A 12,485-nucleotide genomic window follows, 5' to 3' on the forward strand; every position below is an offset into this window, starting at 1 on the left:
TAAGGGTGAGACGCGCGACGCGCTCGCACATTCGGACGAGGATGCGCGCGGCCCGGCGATGACACGATGCCGCATCGCGTCGCGTCGCGGCGCCGGCTGGAGCCCGCTTGCGCATGACGCTTACCGGACGCGTCGCCCTGGTTACCGGCGCCTCGCGCGGCATCGGCCGCGCGATCGCGTTCCGGCTCGCCGCGCATGGCGCGGCCATCGTCGCCAGCAGCAGCGCGCGTTCCACCGACGGCCTCGCCGAAACCGTCGCCGCGATCGTCGCCGCCGGCGGCCGCGCCGAGGCCCTGTGCTGCGATCTCGGCAACGCCGGCGAGCGCGACGGACTCGTCGCACGCGCGGCCGATGCGTTCGGGCCGATCGACATCCTCGTCAACAATGCCGCGGCGATTCCGGCCTATGCGCCGCCGAGCCGCATCGCGCTCGCCGCGCGCCTCGCCGGTTTCGCCGTCAACTTCGACGCGCCGGTCGATCTGATCCAGCAGGCGCTGCCGGCGATGCGCGAGCGCCGCTGGGGGCGCATCGTCAACCTCAGCAGCGAGATGGCACGGCAGCCGCCGATTCCGTATCCCGGCCCCGCCAAGCTCGTGCACGCGCTGACGCTGTACGGCGCCAGCAAGGCGGCACTGGAGCGCTACACGCTCGGACTGGCCGCCGAGCTGCACGGCAGCGGCGTGCACGTCAACGCGCTGGCGCCGTACAAGATCGCCGTCACGCCAGGCGCAACGGACGCCGCGCGCCAGCTCGCCGCGCAGCATCCGGACTGGCTCGAAGCGCCGGAGCTGATGGCCGAAGCCGCCTATCAGCTGATCGCCAGCCCGCTCACCGGGCTGTGCATCGGCAGCCGCGCGCTGCTGCAGATGCTGCAGGCGCCGCTGCACGCGCTCGACGGCCGCACGGTGATCGGCGACGCGGGCACGCTCGCCGCCGTACCGGCCTGAGCGCGCCGCCGCCGATCGCGAATGCACGAACACCACACGAGGAGAAACGCATGTCCCGCCTGAGAAACAAGGTCGCCATCATCACCGGCGGCGCCCGCGGCATGGGCGCCGCGACCGCGCGCCTGTTCGCCGCCGAAGGGGCGAAGCTCGTCATCAGCGACGTGCTCGACGACGACGGCGCCCGGCTCGCCGCCGAGCTCGGCGAACGCGCGCTGTTCGTCCATCACGACGTCAGCGACGAGAACGCCTGGCACGGCGTGCTCGATCGCGCGGTCGCGGCTTTCGGCGGCGTCGACGTGCTCGTCAACAACGCCGGCGTGCTGCTGTTCCGCACCCTCGCCGAGACTTCGAAGGCTGACTTCGAGCGGGTCATCGACATCAATCTGGTCGGCACTTTTCTCGGAGTGAAGATCGTCGGCCAGCACATGGTCGGCCGCCGCCACGGCAGCATCGTCAACATCTCCTCGGTCGACGGCATGAAGGGCGCGAACGGCCTCGGCGCGTACGCATCGAGCAAATGGGGCATTCGCGGCCTGACGCGCGTCGCGGCGATGGAGTACGGGCACAAGGGCGTGCGCGTGAACTCGGTCCATCCCGGCGGCATCGACACGGCGATGGGCAATCCGTACGCGGAGGCGCGCGCCGAGGTCAACAAGCGCTACGCGATGGTGCCGCTGCAGCGCGTCGGCGAGCCCGACGAGGTGGCGCGCACCTCGCTGTTCCTCGCCAGCGACGAATCCTCGTATCTGTGCGGCGCCGAGATCGCCGTCGACGGCGGCATGCTGACCGGCCAGTACTACGTCGGCTTTCCCGGCGCGCCCGGCGTGTGACGGCGATGGACGTCCGGGAAATCGGCGACCGCCTGGCGATCGAGGATCTGCTGGTGCGCTACTGCTACGCGCTCGATCGCCAGGACTGGCCGGCGTTCGAGCGCCTGTTCACCGCCGACGCGCGCCTCGACTTCACGGCCTTCGGCGGTCCCCGCGGCGATCCGGCCACGCTGCGCGCGTTCCTCGAACCAATCCTGCGCAGCCTGCACGGCGCGCAGCACGCGATCTCGACGCTGTGGATCACGCTCGACGGCGACCGCGCGCGCGTGCAGACCGCGGCGCAGGTCGCGCTGACCGCGCGCACCACCGAGGGCCGCCTGCAGACCACCTTCAGCGGCCTCTGGTACCACGACACGCTGCTGCGCGGCGCCGACGGCTGGCGCATCCACGAACGCGTGCAGCAGAAGAGCTGGACGTCGACCGCCATCGCGGTCGAGCCGCCAGCCCCCTAGATCTTCCGGCCAGGAGCCGCCGATGGACCATGCATCCGAGCAGATCAGCCCGACCGCCTACGCGACCGGCTATTTCTGGTACCGGCACGGGCTGTCGCACGAGGCGTTCGCGACGGCGCGCGGACGGCGCATCGACTTCGCATTCGAACTGCTCGCGCGCACCGCCCGCCTGTTCAGCGGCTACTCGATCGAGGCGCTGATGCTGGCGCGGCACAAGGGCATCGACGCGCAGCTGGCCAAGGCCATCGAATCGGGCCGCGTCGGCCAGGTCATCGAGATCGCCGCCGGCCTGTCACCGCGCGGCTGGTCCTTCATGCGCCGCTACGGCAAGCGCCTGCGCTATCTGGAAACCGATCTGCCGGCGATGGCGGAAACCAAGGACGCGATGCTCGAAGAGGCCAGCGCACGCTCGGAACGCCACCGCGTCGTCGTGCTCGACGCGCTCGCCGACAGCGGCCCGCACTCGCTCGCCGCCGTCGCCGCCAGCCTCGATCCCAAGGTCGGCACCGCGATCATCACCGAAGGCTTGATGAACTACCTCGACGCCGACACCGCGCGCGGCGTCTGGGAGCGGATCGCCGCGACGCTGCGCGGCTTCCCGCAGGGCGTCTATCTGAGCGACCTCTACTTCCAGGAACGCAAGGTCCATCCGGCGCTCGCGGCGTTCGGCGCGCTGCTCGGCAAGTTCGTCAAGGGCCGCATGCACGTCCATTTCGAAACGCCGGCCGACGTCAGCCGCACGATGAAGGCGGCCGGCTTCACCCGCGTGCGGGCGATCAAGACCGACGCGATCGCGGCAACGCGCGAGTACGCGCAAACGCGCGGCGGCGATGCCGTGCGCGTGCTGGAAGCCTGGGTCTGAAGCGGCGAGCGGACGCGGCGCACGGCGCCGCGCCGATCAGGGACGGTCTGCAAAACGCCGTCGTCGCGAGGCCGTGCAGCGGCCACGGCGATGCAGAGACGCCACCGGCGTCATGTACCGCGGGATGACTTCATCGCCGCGGCGCCTCGCCATGCCGATGGATGCGCTTTTTCAGAGGCTTCTAGCCGAGGAACGCCTGACCGCCGTCGGCGGCGATGCTCTGGCCGTTGATGTAGGCGCAGTCGTCCGAGCACAGCGTCGCGACGAAGCGGCCGATGTCCGCTTCGCAGGAACCGACGCGGTGCATCGGCACGGTGGCGACGAAGGCCGCCGCTTCGGCCGGCCGCTCGCGCGTCCACCAGGCCATCGCCGGCGAATCGGCGAGCGGCATCAGCACGTTGGTGCGAATGCCGTCCTTGCCCCATTCGCAGGCAGCGGCGCGCGACAGCTGGCGGATCGCCTCCTTGACCGCGCCGTAGGCTCCATAGCCGCTCATGTCCCAGCGCTTGGCGGCCGGCGAGCCGAGATTGACGATGCTGCCGCCGTTCTTCTTCAGATGCGGGTACGCGAGCTTCATCAGGCGGAAGGTCGCCAGCGGGCCCGACTCCCAGCCGGCCGCAAACGCCGCCTCGTCGATCTGCTCCAGCGTGCCGAGCGGCACCTCCTGAGCGTTGTTGACGAGGATCTGCAGACCGCCGAAGGCCTCGACCGTGCGCGCGACCGCACGCTGCAGCGAGGCCGCATCCTTGACGTCGCATTCGATTGCCAGCGCCGTGCCGCCGCGGCGGCCGATCTCGGCGACCGTGCTTTCCAGCTTGGCGAGCGTGCGGCCGGTGACGGCGACGCGCGCGCCTTCGGCGGCGAGCGCGTAGGCGATGCCCTGACCGACCCCCTGCCCGGCGCCGGTGACGAGCGCCGCCTTGCCGCTGAGTCTTTTCACGATGTCCTCTCCCGAAAGTCGCCGCATGATCGGCGCGCCGCCGCGCCGCAGCCTCATGCGCGCGGATGAGCCGCGCAGGCCCGGCGCCAGCGCGGATCATCGATACGGAACACGCGCGGCCGCAGGTAATCGTCGGGATCGCGCAGGTCATCGAGCTCGGGCGGATCGTCGAGCGTCGCCAGCGCCGCGCGCCACGGCCGTTCATACGCCGCCGCGCCGCCGCCGAGAACCGGCGCCCACGCGTCGTGGTGATTCGGCAGAAAGACCTGCGGATGCACGGCGGATGCACGGCGGCGACATACAGCAGCGAGTCGCGCAGGCCGCTGGTCAGGGTGCCGAAGCCGACGATGGCGCCGAGCTGCACGTCGACGCAGTCCGGCAGCTGCGCCAGCGCCGCCCGTATCGCCGGACCGTCCGGCGCGTCGTCGCCGGTCGGGCCGGCCGAGTCGTGTCACAGCAGGCTGAAATCGCCGACGCGCAGCTGATACGCCCAGATGCCGCCGGTCGGTTCGCTGACGCCGCCGTCGTCGAGCAGGGAGGCGGCGAACATCGCAAGCTCGCGCGGATCGGTATTCAGGTGCTCGACATAGCGCAGCAGCTCCGGCCTGTAGATCAGCGGCAGACCGCCGCTGAGCAGGTCCGCCGGATCCGCCGTCGAATGGACGTGGCGGATGACCTGCAGCGGCGGCAGGTCCTGCCAGACGTGCAGGCTCTGCACCGCGCCGGGCGGCGGCGTGTCGCCGTCGCCGACGACCAGGCAGGCGAACGGAACGCTGGCCTCGAGCCGGGCGGCACGGGCACGTGCCGTCGTACAGACCGTGCGGCTGCCGATCAGCGCGGCGCCCGTCTGTCCGGCGATGTAGCCCGCATCGGCGGCGTGATCGAAATGGCCGTGGCCGACGAAGATCGCTTCGGGCCGGAGCGCAACCAGCTCCTCGCGCCCGATCGGCACCTCATCCTTCTGCAGACCGATCGACTCCCAGGCATCGAACAGGAACAGATGCCCGCTGGCGGCGACGATGAAACCCGAGACGCCGTCCCACCACAGCTTGACGGTCGCCGGATCGGCCGCGTCGGCGCCGAGGATGCGCTCGCGCGCCGCCTGCACGTCGCCGCCGGGCTGGGGCGGCGGCAGCGGCTGCCAGGCCTCGGGCGCGACGTCGCCCTGGTTCGCCGCCGGGGCGCCGGACGGAGACTCGGCGACCGAACAGGCGGCGAGCAGCAGCCGCGGCGCACGGCGGCAAGCGCCGCCGCCGTCTTCAGGCTGCGGCCTTGACGCCGTCGGCCGCGGCCGACTGCTGGGCGAGATCGCGTACGGCGAGATAGCCGAAGGTCATCGCCGGGCCGAGCGTCGAGCCGGCGCCGGCGTAAGTCGGCCCCATCACCGCGGCCGAGGTGTTGCCGATCGCATAGAGGCCCGCGATCACGCTGCCGTCCTCGCGCAGCACGCGTGCCTGCGCGTCGGTGACGAGCCCGCCCTTGGTGCCGATCTCGCCCGGCCACAGCGGCACGGCGTAGAACGGCGGCTTGACGATCGGACCGAGGCAGGTGTTCGGCTGCACCGACGGATCGCTGTAGTAGCGGTCGATCGCGGTCTCGCCCTTGTGGAACTCCGGATCGACGCCCGTTCGCGCGTACTCGTTCATCTTCGCGATCGTGCTCTTGAGGCCGGCGGCGTTGACGTCGATCTTCTGCGCCAGCGCCTCGACCGTGTCGGCGCGGTAGTAGACCTTGTCGAGCCAGTCCTTCGGCAGCTTCGAATCCGGCTCGATCTGGCCGGGCAGGAAGATGCCCATCGGATACTTGTAGCGGAAGGTCGCATCGAACACGAGCCAGCACGGCACGCAGCCGTTGCCCTTGGCGTCGTCGGCGTACATCGCGTCGCGGAAGTCCGGGTAAGCGGCCGCTTCGTTGACGAAGCGGCGGCCCTTGCGGTTGACGGCGACGCAGCCCGGCATGCCGCGCTCGACGAACAGCGTGATCTGCTGCGCCGCGCCGGGCTTGCGCACGGTCGGCGAGCCCCAGACCTTGTCCATCAGCGCGAGTCCGGCGCCAAGCGCCTGGCCGGCGCGGATGCCGTCGCCATGGTTGATCGGCGGCGCCGCGGTCCACTCCGTGGTCGTCGGCTTGGCCAGATACTGCTCGCGCATCTGCTGGTTCGACTCGAAGCCGCCGCACGCCAGGATCACGCCGCGCCGCGCGCGGTAGCGCAGCGTGCGGCCGTCCCGGCGCACGGCCACGCCGACGACGCGGCTGCCGCCGGCAGACGGTTCCTCGATCAGCGCCTCCATGCCGGTGTTCAGCTGCAACGGCACGTCGTGCTGCATCATCGCGTAGCGCAGCGCCGCGACCATGCCCTGGCCGAGCACCTGGCGGCGGTCGCGATGCGTCTTCAGACGCCAGCCGAGGTCGAGCCAGTACTTGAGCACCAGCTTCAGCGTCAGACGGACCCAGCCCGGCCCGCGCGAGAACAGCGTGTGCGCCTCGATCTGATCCATCGCGATGCGGCCCATCAGCAGCGTGCCCTTGAAGGACTCGCGCTGGCGGTCGAACTCGGCGCCGAGCCTGGCCGCGTCGAACGGATCCGGCTGCATCGAGCGCCAGCCTTCCTTGCCGCCCGGCTGGTTCGGGTAGTAGTCCGGATACTTCGGCACGTTGTGGTAGTGCACGTCGAAGGTCTTCGCCAGGTAACGGACCATTTCCGGCGCGTGCTTCAGGTAGGCCTCGATGCGCTCCTGCGGGACCGCGGAACCGATCACCGTCTTCAGGTAGGTCAGCGCCTCCTCGTACGAGTCATGGCCACCGCTGCGGGCGATATCGTCGTTGCAGGGAATCCAGATGCCGCCGCCGGACACCGCGCTGGTGCCGCCGTACTGGTCGGACTTCTCGATCACCACCGACGACAGGCCCTGGCCCTTGGCGCACAGCGCCGCCGTCATGCCGCCGCCGCCGGAGCCGACGACGATGACGTCGTATTCCTGATCCCAGCCGCCCGCTTCGTTCACGCCCATGTCGCCACCTGCCTAATTTGAAAGTCCGCGCCAGGGATGGCGCGGTCTTGAACAGGACGTTCCAATCGACGTTCCACTCACAGAAACACGTCGGTGTTGTCGCGGCCGAGCAGCACGGCGCCGTAGTTGCGGCCGAACTGGTCCGGATTGTTGGCGTAGTGCCCGCGCGCCGCGTAGATGTCGAGCAGGTAGCGATGCAGCGGGAAGTCGGTGAAGATGCCGCGCCCGCCGCAGGCCGAGAACAGCTGGTAGACGTGCTTGGCGCAACGGTCGACGACCTGCGCCGCCTGATGACGGAAGTGCACGCGCTGCGTCATGTCGCTGAGCGGTTCGCCGGCGCGCACCTTGCCCATCAGCACATCGAAGTTGCGGTGCAACACCAGCTTCATCTCGTCGATCGCCACCGCGGTCTCGGCCGCCGCGAGCTGCGCCGGCGGCTGCTCCGAAGTCTTGTTGCCCATGTCGCCGACGCGCACCTTGGCGAAGTCGATGAAGGCGTTCAGCGCGCCCTGCAGGCCGCCGATCGCCGCCGACGACACCGCGCGCACGAAGATCTGCCCGAACGGCAGCTTGTAGAGATCGGCGGTGAACGTGTGGCGGCCCGGGTTGGTGCCCATGAAACCGTCGAGCCCCTTGTGCGTGCGGTACTCCGGCACGAACGCGTCCTTGACGACGATGTCCTTCGAGCCGGTGCCCTTCAGGCCCATCGTGTGCCAGGTGTCGACGATCTCGAAATCGGACTTCGGCAGCAGGAAGGTGCGGTACTCCGGCGGCTGGCCTTCAGAGAAGATCAGGCCGCCGAGGAAGATCCAGTCGCAATGGTCGCAGCCGCTCGAAAAGCCCCAGCGGCCGGAGAAGCGGAAGCCGCCGTCGACCGGCTTGACCTGCCCTTTCGGCATGTAGGTCGAGGCGATGCGCACGCTCGTATCGTCCTTCCAGACGTCGGCCGCGGCCTGCGGATCGAACAACGCGATCTGCCAGTTGTGCACGCCGATCACAGCGTAGATCCATGCCGTCGACATGCAGCCTTCGGCGAGCGTCATGACGATGTCGTAGAAGACCTGCGGATCCATCTCGTAACCGCCGTACAGCTTCGGCTGCAGCACGCGGAAAAACCCGGCGTCCTCCATCTCGCGCACGGATTCGACCGGCACCATGCGCTGCGCTTCGGTTTGCGCCGCACGGCTGGCCAGCACCGGCACCATGTCGCGTGCGCGCTGGACGAGCACGTCGGGGCTGATGGGAACGGTCTTGGGGGCTTGGTTCTGCACGATGGATCTCCTCGTCCGCCGCGAACGTCGGCGGCTTTGTTTGCGGCTGCCTTTTTCACAGAATTCGGCGCTCCGGGCCTCGTCCGAAATGACGAGCGCGCACGGCGACGCAAGCCGCGTCAGCGCGGCTCGATGCGGACCTCGACCTGCGTCGCGCCGTCGTCGTTGTCGAGCTCCAGCAGCGCGGCGTCTGGCGCCGAGCGCACGCGCGCACCGCTGAGCTCGACGCGGTAGCCGTGCGGATAGTGCACAGCGAGCGGCACGTAGATCTGCGTCGGCCCGGCGGCCGCGCGCGGCGTGTAGCGGTACTCGAACACTGCGGTGTCCGGATCGAACGACAGCGCCTGCGGGATGCCGGCGGTGGCCTGCGGATAGGTACGCACCAGCACGCGCAGCTTGTCAGCCTTGGCGCTCGCCGGATCGGTGTCGTCGGCGAACAGGCCTTGCGCGCCGCTGCCCTGCGAGGTCGTGGTCGGATCGCGCCAGTTCTTGTACTGCCAGTACTGCCAGCCGATCAGCTGCGCGTCGGCCGCGGCGGTGGTCTGGCGGAGGATGTCGAGATCGTCGGTGGCGCCGAACTCGGTCAGCAGTTCGACGCCGTTCATGCGCTCGGCCTGGTCGCGTGCTTCGCGCAGCGAGGCGCGCGCAAAGCCCGCGCAGGTGCCGGACACCGGCAACGCGTCGAGCAGGCCGAGCTGCACGGCCTGCGTCAGCGCCGCCAGCGGACAGTAGTAGTGGAACGAATAGCCGAGCTGCGTTTCGCCGTCGACCGGCACGAAGCCCTTCGGCGTGCCGAGACTGCTGCCCTGCGGCTCCGATTCGAACCAGACGAGCTGGTGCGGATCGACGCTGCGGATGCCGGCGAGCGCGTATTCGAAGAACGGCTGCAGCTCCTTGCGATCGTGGGCGGGACAGCCGAGCAGCGGGATCAGGCAGCTCGGGTATTCGAGGCCGGCCCAGGGCTCGTTGAACAGGTTGTAGCCCATCGAGTACGGCTGGTCCTTCCAGCGTCGCGCGACCGCGACCCAGGCGTCGCGGAAGCCGTCGCGCACCGCGCCGTCGTTCTTCCACAGATTGTCGAAGGACTGCGAGACCTGCGGCGTGAAGTAGTTGAACGGAAAGCCGAGGCTCGGCGCGCCGAGCAGCGCCGTGAGATCGCCGACGACGGCGTCGACCGCCCAGGGCGGCACGCCCTCGCCCTGGTAGATCGGCCCGAGCATGTCCTGGTGAAAGTCGAACAGCATCCAGATGCGGCGCGAGGCGAGCAGCTCGACGACCCGATGCCAGGCGTCGAGATACGCGTGGTCGACGACGCCGGGCGCGTCCGGCATGACGCCGGTCCACAGCACGCCGATGCGCGCCGCGTTGAAGCCATGTTGCGCGAGCCAGTCGGCGTCGGCGGCCGTGAAGCCCTCGGCATCCGCGGGCGGTACGTACGGCGCTTCCTTCCAGACCAGGTTGACGCCGTGCAGCAGCACGACGCGGTTCTGCGCGTCGACCAGGAAGCGTCCGTCGCGCCGCAGCTGCGGCGTCGTATCCGCGCTGCTCGCGCTTTCGCGGCTGGCGCCGCAGGACAGCAAGCCGGCGCACAACGCGAGCACGGCCACGCGAGCGATGATTCGCATGCGTTCTCCCCCCTTTTTTTCGTCCTGTTTGGCGCCGCGCCGCCGGATGCGTTCGCACCGCCGCGCGGGCTGCTTTTGTCGAACGAAACGCTAGGTTTGTCAGCGCTGCGTCACTTCGTTCAAACGGGTGATGTGACCCCTGGGGCCTGTGCCCACACTGGCCGCGACGATCGCCGTCGCGGCGATGCCCTATTTCGATTGCGTTTGAGCCAAGGAGCGCCGGCAGATGGCCTGCTCGAAAGACTACAACCTCGGTGAGTTCACCTTTCCGCGCGGCTGGTTCATGGTCGCCGAATCGGCGAAGGTCACCGACAAGCCGCAGGGCGTGCATTTCCTCGGCCAGGAGTTCGCGCTGTACCGCGGCAAGGACAGCGGCAAGGTGATCCTGCTCGATGCCTACTGCCCGCACATGGGCACGCATCTGGCCCGCAACAGCACGTCCTATGTCGCGCAGGACGGCGCGGTCGAAGGCGATTCGATCCGCTGCCCGTATCACGCCTGGCGCTTCGGCCCGGACGGCAAGTGCAACCACATTCCGTACTCGACCGGACCGATTCCGCCGGCCGCGAAGGTGCGCTCGTGGCCGGTCGTCGAAAGCATGGGCGCGGTCTTCGTCTGGCACGATCCCGAAGGCGGCGAGCCCGAGTGGGACGCGCCGTTCCTGCAGGAATGGAACGACCCGGCATGGACGCACTGGACCTTCGACGATCTCGGCAAGATCGACACGCACCCGCAGGAGATCGTCGACAACATCACCGACGCCGCGCACTTCGGGCCGGTGCATGGCTCGCGCACCAAGTTCTTCGAGAACGAGTTCCGCGGCCATCTGGCGATCCAGCGCATGGGCGGCGGCCACCGCACGCTCGTCGCGCAGGGCGGCCCGATGCTCGTCACCGAGGCCGTCTACCACGGCCCGAGCATCCTGATCACGCGCATGAGCGGTCTCTACGACTCGTACATCTTCATCGCCCATACGCCGGTCGATGACGGCTCCAGCTACGTCTGGCATGCCTTGCTCGTGAAGTCGACGAGCGGCGGCGCCGCCACTGCGGCCGATCACGCGGCCGCACGCCAGTACCAGGACATGGCGCTCGCCGCGTTCGCGCAGGACTTCGAGGTGTGGAAGCACAAGCGGCCGTGCATCCAGGGCATGTTCGTGCAGGGCGACGGCGCCTTCCGCAAGCAGCGCACCTGGTACAAGCAGTTCTACAACCCGCGCGCGCAGAAGCAGGAGTTCCTCAAGCAGGTCGAGGGCATTCACGTGCCGCGCGGCATGGAGCCGGCGCCGGACGCAATGCGCGCGCAGAGCGAAGCGAGTCTGCCGATGGTCGCCAACGCCTGAGCGCAGGCCGGCGCGGCAAACGAAAAAGCCCGCGGCAGGTCCGCGGGCTTTTTCGTGGACAGCAGTGTTTCGGAGAACCGCGCACGCTGCCGGACGCGTCGGACAGCAAGGGCCGCTAGAGCTTCTGCATCGCCTGCTTGAACGCCGCCGGCATGTTGAAGTCGTACGAGCGTTTCTCGCGACGCTCGCTGATGCGCCAGCCCGCCGACGTGCGCACGTAGCGATCGAGATACCAGAGGCCGAGGAACATGGTCTCGCCTTCGCCCGCCGTGCAGTCTGCTTTCGGCAGCACCATCGGATTGAAGCAGGCGATCTTGCCGCTCGCGGTGTCGCCGTCGATCTCGAACAGGAAGTTGCCGTTGAAGTGCATGTAGCCCGGAAACACGCCGAGCGCCTGCGGCAGCCAGTCGCGGATCTGCGGGTAGCGCCCGTCGATGCCGCCCATCGCGCGGTAGTCGATGTACGCGTCCGCCGTGAACACCGTATCGAGCCGCTCGAAGGCGCGCTCGTCGATCGCGTAGGCGTAGCGCAGCACGAGCTGCTCGAGTTCGCTGCGGTCGATCAGCTGCTGCAGGGCGGCGTTCATCTCACTGCCCTCCGATGACTTCCATGTCGCCCGGCGCCCAGTACGCGCGCATCGAGCTGAACTTGCCTTCGTCGTTGAACGTCATCACGTCGATGACGCGGATGATCGCCTGTCCTTCCGGCATCTTGAGCGCGACGTCGAAGGCCATCGCCGCGGCGTTGCCGTGCGAGCCGCGGATCGGCGCGGCGAGCTTGAGCTTGGCGCCGGTCGCGATCGACATCTCGTAGAACTTGGTGATCTCCGCCTTGCCGTGCCGGGGCTTGCTGCCGACCGGGTCCTCGACGCTCGCGTCGTCGGCATACAGGGCCGCGATCGCCTGCGCATCCGAGCGGTTGAAGCCATCGATATAGGCCTGCATGGCTTCCTTCATCGTCTTTTCGCTCGGCACTGCCTGCTCTCCTGATCGCGTATGGGGTTTGGCGGGCGAACCGTGCACCGCCGGCTTCGTGGTCGCCCGAATCCGCATGCTCGCGGCACGACCGCGGCGTGCGGATCGTCCGTCCGGACGAAGCCGCTAGTAAAACCGCCTCATCGCCGTCAGCCGCGGCGCCACGGCGCTTGACGAGCCCGCGCGATGGGTCTATTCATTGCCGGCCGGCCCGTTTCGAGAATCTATTCG

At 69.1% G+C, this 12,485-nt stretch carries 13 protein-coding genes; 5 read left to right on the plus strand and 8 right to left on the minus strand.

Annotated elements, in window-relative coordinates; translation table 11 throughout:
- The first annotated feature begins 113 nt into the window (after window positions 1-113).
- Genes K343_RS22470 through K343_RS22475 form a run of 4 tightly spaced genes read left to right on the plus strand, consistent with a single transcriptional unit; the run spans window position 114 to window position 3,091 of the window.
- A complete protein-coding gene (locus K343_RS22470) occupies window positions 114-947 on the plus strand; it encodes an SDR family NAD(P)-dependent oxidoreductase (RefSeq protein ID WP_043112918.1) in 834 nt (277 codons plus the stop codon).
- 50 nt (window positions 948-997) lie between these two features.
- Window positions 998-1,777 carry an SDR family NAD(P)-dependent oxidoreductase gene (locus K343_RS0115595; protein WP_028008868.1) on the plus strand — a complete coding sequence of 260 codons (780 nt, stop codon included), beginning with the start codon at window positions 998-1,000 and terminating at the stop codon, window positions 1,775-1,777.
- Between the two features lie 5 nt (window positions 1,778-1,782).
- Window positions 1,783-2,229, plus strand: a complete 447-nt coding sequence (locus K343_RS0115600; RefSeq protein ID WP_028008869.1) for a nuclear transport factor 2 family protein — start codon at window positions 1,783-1,785, stop codon at window positions 2,227-2,229.
- A gap of 22 nt (window positions 2,230-2,251) precedes the next feature.
- Window positions 2,252-3,091 (plus strand): class I SAM-dependent methyltransferase, encoded by an 840-nt coding sequence (locus K343_RS22475; RefSeq protein WP_043112921.1) that lies wholly within the window; start codon window positions 2,252-2,254, stop codon window positions 3,089-3,091.
- Between the two features lie 181 nt (window positions 3,092-3,272).
- Here the strand turns inward: K343_RS22475 and K343_RS0115610 are convergent, their stop codons facing one another.
- The 6 genes from K343_RS0115610 to K343_RS0115630 all read right to left on the minus strand — a co-directional run bounded on the left by K343_RS0115610 (window position 3,273) and on the right by K343_RS0115630 (window position 9,938).
- The gene (locus K343_RS0115610; RefSeq protein ID WP_028008870.1) at window positions 3,273-4,031 is read right to left on the minus strand and encodes an SDR family NAD(P)-dependent oxidoreductase; all 759 of its coding nucleotides are present in this window, start codon (window positions 4,029-4,031) and stop codon (window positions 3,273-3,275) included.
- Window positions 4,032-4,084: 53 nt separating this feature from the next.
- A complete protein-coding gene (locus tag K343_RS23610; RefSeq protein ID WP_051278546.1) occupies window positions 4,085-4,309 on the minus strand; it encodes a hypothetical protein in 225 nt (74 codons plus the stop codon).
- Between the two features lie 173 nt (window positions 4,310-4,482).
- On the minus strand, window positions 4,483-5,139 hold the full coding sequence (locus tag K343_RS23615) for an MBL fold metallo-hydrolase (protein ID WP_051278548.1): 657 nt from the start codon (window positions 5,137-5,139) through the stop codon (window positions 4,483-4,485).
- 151 nt (window positions 5,140-5,290) lie between these two features.
- Entirely contained in the window at window positions 5,291-7,042 is a 1,752-nt protein-coding gene (locus K343_RS0115620) for an FAD-dependent oxidoreductase (protein ID WP_028008871.1), read from the minus strand.
- A gap of 77 nt (window positions 7,043-7,119) precedes the next feature.
- Window positions 7,120-8,247: a flavin-dependent monooxygenase gene (locus K343_RS0115625; RefSeq protein ID WP_051278550.1), complete on the minus strand. Its 1,128-nt coding sequence runs from the start codon at window positions 8,245-8,247 to the stop codon at window positions 7,120-7,122.
- Window positions 8,248-8,432: 185 nt separating this feature from the next.
- The gene (locus K343_RS0115630) at window positions 8,433-9,938 is read right to left on the minus strand and encodes a cellulase family glycosylhydrolase (protein WP_245585215.1); all 1,506 of its coding nucleotides are present in this window, start codon (window positions 9,936-9,938) and stop codon (window positions 8,433-8,435) included.
- 226 nt (window positions 9,939-10,164) lie between these two features.
- On the opposite strand from K343_RS0115630, the gene K343_RS0115635 reads away from it, so the two are divergent.
- Entirely contained in the window at window positions 10,165-11,280 is a 1,116-nt protein-coding gene (locus tag K343_RS0115635; RefSeq protein WP_028008874.1) for a 3-ketosteroid-9-alpha-monooxygenase, oxygenase component, read from the plus strand.
- 115 nt (window positions 11,281-11,395) lie between these two features.
- On the opposite strand, the gene K343_RS0115640 is transcribed toward K343_RS0115635, so the two are convergent.
- Together K343_RS0115640 and K343_RS0115645 are read right to left on the minus strand one after the other, a co-directional pair.
- Window positions 11,396-11,866 carry a nuclear transport factor 2 family protein gene (locus tag K343_RS0115640; RefSeq protein ID WP_028008875.1) on the minus strand — a complete coding sequence of 157 codons (471 nt, stop codon included), beginning with the start codon at window positions 11,864-11,866 and terminating at the stop codon, window positions 11,396-11,398.
- A 1-nt stretch (window position 11,867) separates the two neighbouring features.
- Window positions 11,868-12,254: a steroid Delta-isomerase gene (locus K343_RS0115645; protein WP_020649979.1), complete on the minus strand. Its 387-nt coding sequence runs from the start codon at window positions 12,252-12,254 to the stop codon at window positions 11,868-11,870.
- Window positions 12,255-12,485: the final 231 nt, after the last annotated feature.

The organism is Solimonas flava DSM 18980 (assembly GCF_000426685.1).
Lineage (GTDB): Bacteria > Pseudomonadota > Gammaproteobacteria > Nevskiales > Nevskiaceae > Solimonas > Solimonas flava.

Bases quoted from the DNA above. Each gene is read 5' to 3' on its own strand.
- K343_RS22470 (WP_043112918.1), top strand. From the start codon at position 114: ATGACGCTTACCGGACGCGTCGCCCTGGTTACCGGCGCCTCGCGCGGC.
- K343_RS0115595 (WP_028008868.1), top strand. From the start codon at position 998: ATGTCCCGCCTGAGAAACAAGGTCGCCATCATCACCGGCGGCGCCCGC.
- K343_RS0115600 (WP_028008869.1), top strand. From the start codon at position 1,783: ATGGACGTCCGGGAAATCGGCGACCGCCTGGCGATCGAGGATCTGCTG.
- K343_RS22475 (WP_043112921.1), top strand. From the start codon at position 2,252: ATGGACCATGCATCCGAGCAGATCAGCCCGACCGCCTACGCGACCGGC.
- K343_RS0115620 (WP_028008871.1), bottom strand. From the start codon at position 7,042: ATGGGCGTGAACGAAGCGGGCGGCTGGGATCAGGAATACGACGTCATC.
- K343_RS0115625 (WP_051278550.1), bottom strand. From the start codon at position 8,247: ATGGTGCCGGTGCTGGCCAGCCGTGCGGCGCAAACCGAAGCGCAGCGC.
- K343_RS0115630 (WP_245585215.1), bottom strand. From the start codon at position 9,938: ATGCGAATCATCGCTCGCGTGGCCGTGCTCGCGTTGTGCGCCGGCTTG.
- K343_RS0115635 (WP_028008874.1), top strand. From the start codon at position 10,165: ATGGCCTGCTCGAAAGACTACAACCTCGGTGAGTTCACCTTTCCGCGC.
- K343_RS0115640 (WP_028008875.1), bottom strand. From the start codon at position 11,866: ATGAACGCCGCCCTGCAGCAGCTGATCGACCGCAGCGAACTCGAGCAG.